The sequence below is a fragment of the Streptomyces neyagawaensis genome, from assembly GCF_023516595.1.
In the GTDB taxonomy this organism is placed as follows: Bacteria; Actinomycetota; Actinomycetes; order Streptomycetales; family Streptomycetaceae; genus Streptomyces; species Streptomyces neyagawaensis.
In genome coordinates this window covers 1-6,139 of sequence record NZ_JAMGBG010000140.1, presented here as the reverse complement: position 1 = coordinate 6,139, position 6,139 = coordinate 1, and the positions used below count along the sequence as shown (strand labels likewise).

General features: G+C 70.5%; 4 protein-coding genes. 2 read left to right on the top strand and 2 right to left on the bottom strand.

Annotation, left to right across the window (positions count from 1 at the left end; translation table 11 throughout):
- Positions 1–1,424 (bottom strand): nitrate- and nitrite sensing domain-containing protein (locus M8J73_RS37845; RefSeq protein ID WP_249829638.1); only part of this gene is annotated, 1,424 nt, incomplete at its 3' end.
- Between the two features lie 402 nt (positions 1,425–1,826).
- On the opposite strand from M8J73_RS37845, the gene M8J73_RS37840 reads away from it, so the two are divergent.
- Together M8J73_RS37840 and M8J73_RS37835 are read left to right on the top strand one after the other, a co-directional pair.
- Positions 1,827–3,008: a non-reducing end alpha-L-arabinofuranosidase family hydrolase gene (locus M8J73_RS37840; protein ID WP_372504083.1), complete on the top strand. Its 1,182-nt coding sequence runs from the start codon at positions 1,827–1,829 to the stop codon at positions 3,006–3,008.
- 248 nt (positions 3,009–3,256) lie between these two features.
- Entirely contained in the window at positions 3,257–4,705 is a 1,449-nt protein-coding gene (locus tag M8J73_RS37835; protein ID WP_055537755.1) for a DEAD/DEAH box helicase, read from the top strand.
- Positions 4,706–4,792: 87 nt separating this feature from the next.
- Here the strand turns inward: M8J73_RS37835 and M8J73_RS37830 are convergent.
- The coding region (locus M8J73_RS37830; protein ID WP_283947404.1) for a DUF1996 domain-containing protein at positions 4,793–6,139 on the bottom strand (1,347 nt) is incomplete at its 5' end.

Sequence of the window (6,139 nt, the reverse complement as noted above, 5' to 3'; positions counted from 1 at the left end):
TTGGTGAAGATCGCGTTGATGTTGCCCCGCAGCAGGGCCTGCTCGGCGGCGAGCCGGACGGCCTCGCGGTGGACCTGGTCGAACGCGCGGGCGACCTCGCCGATCTCGTCCGTGGTGGTGATCGGGATCGGCGCCACCCGCGTGTCCACCCGACCGGGGTCGGTGCGCGAGAGCCGGTCGTACAGAACGGGCAGCCGTTGCTCCGCGATGGTGAGGGCGGCGCCGCGCAGCCGGCGCATCGAGCGGCTCATCTGCCGGGCCATGAGCGCGGTGACGAGGAACGCGGCGAGCAGGGCGACCACCACGATCGCGCCGTTGATGTAGGCGTCGCGCCGGGCATCGGACGCGATCTGGGCCGCCTCGTCCACCGCGGCGTCGATCAGCTGCTTCTCGACCCTCCCGTACGCCTCGAACTTCCGGGTCGAGGCGGCCATCCAGGTGGCCGGGGTGATGCCCTGCGCCGCGAGGACGGCGGGCCCCTCCCCGGCCTCGATCCGCTCCGTCATCCGTTCCAGGCCGGGTAAGCCGACCCGACCGCGGCCCGCGACCGTCGTGCGGTGCTCCCCGCCGGACACCAGCTGCCCGGGCCCCTCCAGCCGCTCCGTACGGTGCTCCGCCGGCCACTTCGTCTGTCGCTGCGCCGTGCCGGAGGTGAGCCGGGCGACGGCGACATCCGTCCCGGTCGCCCCGTACGTCCGGGCCGCGATGGTCTCCAGACGGCGGTACGCCATGAACGCGTTGAGCTGTTGTTCACGAAGCGGCCCGGTGTCGCCCGGCCGGACCATGAGGTGCACGCCGACCGACCGCTGGAGCGAGGCGGCCTCCTTCGCCAGGGCGAGGGAGTACACCATGTGGCCGTACGACGCGGAGTTCTCCATGCCGAACCCCAACTCGTTGGTCAACCCGATGATCAGCCGGCCCAGGACGGCGTAGCCCTCCTCGGTGGCCACCGGATCCGTGCCCGTGGTGAACGCCTGCGCGCGCACCGCCCCCAGCTGGGGCCAGACCCGCTCAACCTGGCTGATCCGCTGCTCCAGGCCGTGCCCGGCGGGCAGTGCGGCGACCTCCCGCCGGAAGTCGACCGCGCGCAGGTCGGTGACCGCCCGTACGTCCCGCACCAGCGCGCTGTCCCGTCTGCCCTGGAGCAGGGGCGCCACGGACAGATCCCGCTCGTCGAGAAGCGCCGAGTGGTAGGCGCTGCCGGCGGCGACGATCCGCGCCACATGCTCCGCGACCTTGGCCGACCGCCAGGTCTCCACCGACGACCGCACCTGCAGGCCGCCCAGCACCAGATTGATGAGCACCGGGACGAGCAGGATGACGGTCAGCCGCGTGGAGAAGTGCCACCGGCGTTTGAGAACACCACGGAGCGCCGAGGCTTCGCGCGCCGATGCCGCCGCCGAGATCTGTTTGCTGCGCCTCATTCGAAACCCTCACCTCTCGGCGTCGGCGCGCAGGGCGCCCGGGGAACCCCGCAGGGCACGTTCCACCTTGACTTACGCCACCCGCGGGCCCTTCGAACGCGCCTTTCCGGACTTCCGTGGGCCGGTCGAGGCTTTGCTCTGGCTGATTCGCAACCACGGGTGACCTCGCATGCGGACGGACCACACCTTTCTCGTCGAAACATTTCGGAATCGGTACCGAATCTTGCGAGGGGTATTGACGCCGTTCACCGGCTCCCTATGATCCGAATTGGTCGACACTCCGCCTCTTGTTCGAAATCACGCACGCGTCTCAGGCTGTTCCGCTCGGGCGGCGGGACACCCCCGGGCCGCGCCCATCGAAACAGTTCGAGCCGCAAGGAGTACGTCGCTCATGCGTATGTCATGCCCTCGTCAGTGCGGCGAGGCGGGTCGCGCGGCGACACGGGGATCCCGGTCGCCCCCGTGCCCGCGGACCGCACCCAGCCGCACCGCATCGACAGTCCGGCCGCTCGCCCCACGGGGCCGACCGGGAACCGTTCACTCCAGAATCGAGAGGTCGTCATGCGCAAAGGAACGTTCAGCCGCAAGCGTCTGTCTGTGGTGCTGGCAGCCGCCACCGCGGCCCTGATCTCGGCGGCGTCGCTCGTCGCCAACCCGGCTCAGGCCGCCACCAGCGCCGCCTGTGCCCTCCCGTCGACGTACCGGTGGACGTCGACGGGGCCGCTGGCGCAGCCCTCGAACGGATGGGCCTCGCTGAAGGACTTCACCAACGTGACGTACAACGGCAAGCACCTGGTCTACGGGACGAACTTCGGCTCGAACTGGGGGTCGATGATGTTCACCCCCTTCACGAACTGGTCGGACATGGGCTCGGCCCGCCAGAACAGCATGAGCCAGTCCACGGTGGCGCCCACGCTGTTCTACTTCGCCCCCAAGAGGGTCTGGGTCCTGGCGTACCAGTGGGGTTCGTGGCCCTTCATCTACCGCACGTCCAGCGACCCGACCAACCCCAACGGGTGGTCCGCGCCGCAGCCGCTGTTCACCGGAAGCATCTCCGGCTCCGACACCGGCCCGATCGACCAGACCCTGATCGCCGACGGCCAGAACATGTACCTGTTCTTCGCCGGTGACAACGGCAAGATCTACCGGGCGAGCATGCCGATCGGGAACTTCCCGGGCAACTTCGGGTCGTCGTACACGACGATCATGAGCGACACGAAGGAAAGGCTGTTCGAGGCGCCGCAGGTCTACAAGCTCCAGGACCAGAACCAGTACCTCATGATCGTGGAGGCCATGGGGGCGAACGGGCGCTACTTCCGCTCCTTCACGGCCTCCAGCCTGAACGGTTCGTGGACCCCGCAGGCCGCCAGCGAGTCCAACCCCTTCGCGGGCAAGGCCAACAGCGGTGCCACCTGGACCAACGACATCAGCCACGGCGACCTGGTGCGCAACAACCCCGACCAGACCATGACCGTCGACCCCTGCAACCTGCAGTTCCTCTACCAGGGCAAGGCCCCCAACTCGGGCAACCTTCCCTACAACCGCTGGCCGTACCGGCCGGGTGTCCTCACCCTGCAGCGCTGACCGGACCGAGCCGGGAAGCCGACCCACGGGTGCCTGACGGGGTTCTCCCACGTCAGGCACCCTCGCGTGGGCGTACCGAGCGACCGGGTACGTCCGTCGGCGGCCCAGGCACTGCCGGTGCCGTGTGCTAACGTCATGCGTTTGCGTGGTCGTCGCGGTGGGTGGTGCCGCGTGTGCGACCGGCACTGGTGCGTGGGCCGTTCGATCCTGCCGGGCCTTCCCCATACGTCCTCTGCGGAAGGCAGTTCATGAAGCGTCCCGATCACTCCGGCACGGCCCACGGCGGTTCCGACGGTGGTTCCGACCGGCCCGCGGCCACGGTGACCCCGGAGCCGCCGTCCCCGGCCGTCTCCTTCGCCGGGGCGGGACTGCCGGCGGAGGTGCTGCGGACCCTGACCCGACTCGGTGTGCGTGAACCCTTCCCCATCCAGGCCGCCACCCTGCCCGACGCACTGCGAGGGCGCGACGTCCTGGGCCGCGGACGCACCGGCTCGGGCAAGACGCTCGCCTTCGGTCTGCCGCTGCTGACCCGCACGGCCGGGCGGCGCGCCGAACCGAAGCAGCCGCACGCGCTCGTCCTCGTGCCCACCCGGGAGCTGGCCGAACAGGTCACCGAGGCGCTGACGCCGTACGCCGAGGCACTGCGGCTGCGGATGGCCACGGTCGTCGGCGGCCTGTCGATCGGCCGCCAGATCGCCGCGCTGCGCCAGGGCGCGGAGGTGGTCGTCGCCACCCCCGGACGGCTGCACGACCTGATCGAGCGCAAGGCCTGCCGTCTGGGGCGGGTGAGGATCACGGTGCTGGACGAGGCCGACCAGATGTGCGACCTGGGATTCCTGCCGCAGGTCGTCGACGCCCTCGACCAGGTGCACCCCGAGGGCCAGCGGATGCTGTTCTCGGCCACGCTGGACGGCGACGTCGATCAGCTGGTCCGCGGCTACCTCCGTGACCCCGTCGTCCACTCGGTCGACCCGTCCGCGGGCGCGGTCACGACGATGGAGCACCACGTCCTGGTCGTCCACGGTCCCGACCGCTACGCCGTCACCACGGAGATCGCCGCCCGTGACGGCCGCGTCCTGCTGTTCCTCGACACCAAGCACTCCGTCGACCAGCTCACCCGGCATCTGCGGGCGAGCGGGGTGCGCGCCGGGGCCCTGCACAGCGGCAAGTCCCAGCCTCAGCGCACCGGGACGCTGGCGCAGTTCAAGGACGGCCGGATCACCGCTCTGGTGGCGACCAATGTCGCGGCCCGCGGCCTGCACGTCGACGACCTCGACCTCGTGGTCAACGTCGATCCGCCCACCGATCCCAAGGACTATGTGCACCGAGCGGGCCGCACGGCCCGCGCCGGCGAGTCCGGCAGCGTGGTCACGCTCGTCCTGTCCGGCCAGCGCCGCGAGGTGAGCCGGATGATGGCCGACGCGGGCATCGAGGCGACCGTCACCAAGGTGCGCTCGGGGGAGGCGGAGCTGAGCCGGATCACCGGTGCGAAGGTTCCCTCGGGGACCCCGCTGGACGGCGGGCCCGCCGCCCCCCGCCCCAAGAACACCAACGCTCCCTTCCGCGGCCTCGGCACGTCCAAGGGCGCGGCCAAGGGCACCTCCCGCGGTGCCGGCGGCACGTCCCGCAAGGCCGGTGAGGCCCGCAGGCTCGCCGAGGCCCGCAAGGCGGCCGCCGTGCGACGCAACAACGGCTGACATCGGCGGAGTGCCGTCATACGGACGGACGGCGGCCCCCTGGCCTGAGGCCATGGGGCCGGGGGAGCCGCGGTCCGGTCGGTCGGGTCAGCCGCAGCGGCGCCCCGAGTTGATGCAGAGGACCGCACGCCTCATCAGCCGGTCGGTCATCACGTTGATGAAGTCGTTGTGGTCGGTGATGGCGTTGTGCCGCTGTCCCTGGAAGCCGTCGACGGCGAAGTTCGGTGCCGCGGGGGTCCGGTAGGTGAGACGCATCGTCAGCTGGGGGATGGCCTTGAAGCCGGGTGCGCAGGTGCCGTTGGCGTCGGCGAAGGCGACATGGCTGCGGTGGTCGGCGCTGTCGGTGTTCCTGCCGTCCCAGCAGCTCTGGAAGGAGAAGCTGCGCACCACCCTGCTGCCCCTCGGGCAGATCGGGTACTTGTCGGTGAGCTGGACCTTGTTCTCGAAACCGGTGCAGCTCCAGTGGGCGTTGGCGTTCTTCGTCCCGTTGGTGAACGCTTTGGCGTCACCGGTGATGATCCGCAGGAAACGCGGCATCGCCACGACCTTGCCGGTGGGGCTGCCCAGGTAGGTGATCGAGACGGTCCTCGGCACCAGGATGGCTCCCCGGTTGCCCTCGGCACCGCCGCCGAGCTCGTTGGCGTCGGGGCCCTGACGGGTGATGTCCCGCAGGACGGGCCAGTAGTACGCGGACCGGTCGCCGTTGGTGCAGGAGGTGCCCTGGGCGCTCAACGACTCATTGGTCGAGGTGAAGTCCACCTTCCGGTTGCCGACGTAGTCGTGGACGTGGTGGGCGCCGTTGCGTACACCGGGGGCCACGATGTCGTTGTCCGAGTTGTGCTGGCCCTGCTGGTTGACGCCGCATCGGGAGGTGAATGCTCCCGTCGAGGCGCCGGCCCGCGGGCGGACCCGGCGTACGTTGGGGGCCACCTTGGTGATGTCCACGAAGTGGGCTGCGGTGGGCCCGTCGTCGCTCCGGTTCGCCGCCCCGGGCGGGGATGTCGGGGATGTCGGGGTGCCGGGTGCGTTGACGCCGAGGGTGCAGGCGGCGAGGACGTCCAGTCCTGTGGGCTTGGCGGCGGACCGACCGATGGCGATGGCGATCCGGTCGATGGTCGCCTTCCTCTTGTCCGTCAGAGGGCCGAGAATCGCGTTCTGCACGAAGTTCGGTCCCCCTTGCCCACGGGTTTCGACCAACCGCCGGTCGGCCTCCGCGATCTGGCGGTCCAGCAGGTGCAGATTGCGGTCCACCTCGGCCCGTGCCTGCTGGGGCACGGTCGGCAGCCTGCCCTTCACGTCCGGACAGCTGATGGACGGGGCCGACCGCGTCGAGGGAGGGGTGACGCTGCCGCTGGACGCGTTGGCGGCGTAGTTCACACCCGCGAGGCCGCCTCCCCCTGCCAGGAGCGCCGTGACCGCGATGAGGGCGTTGCG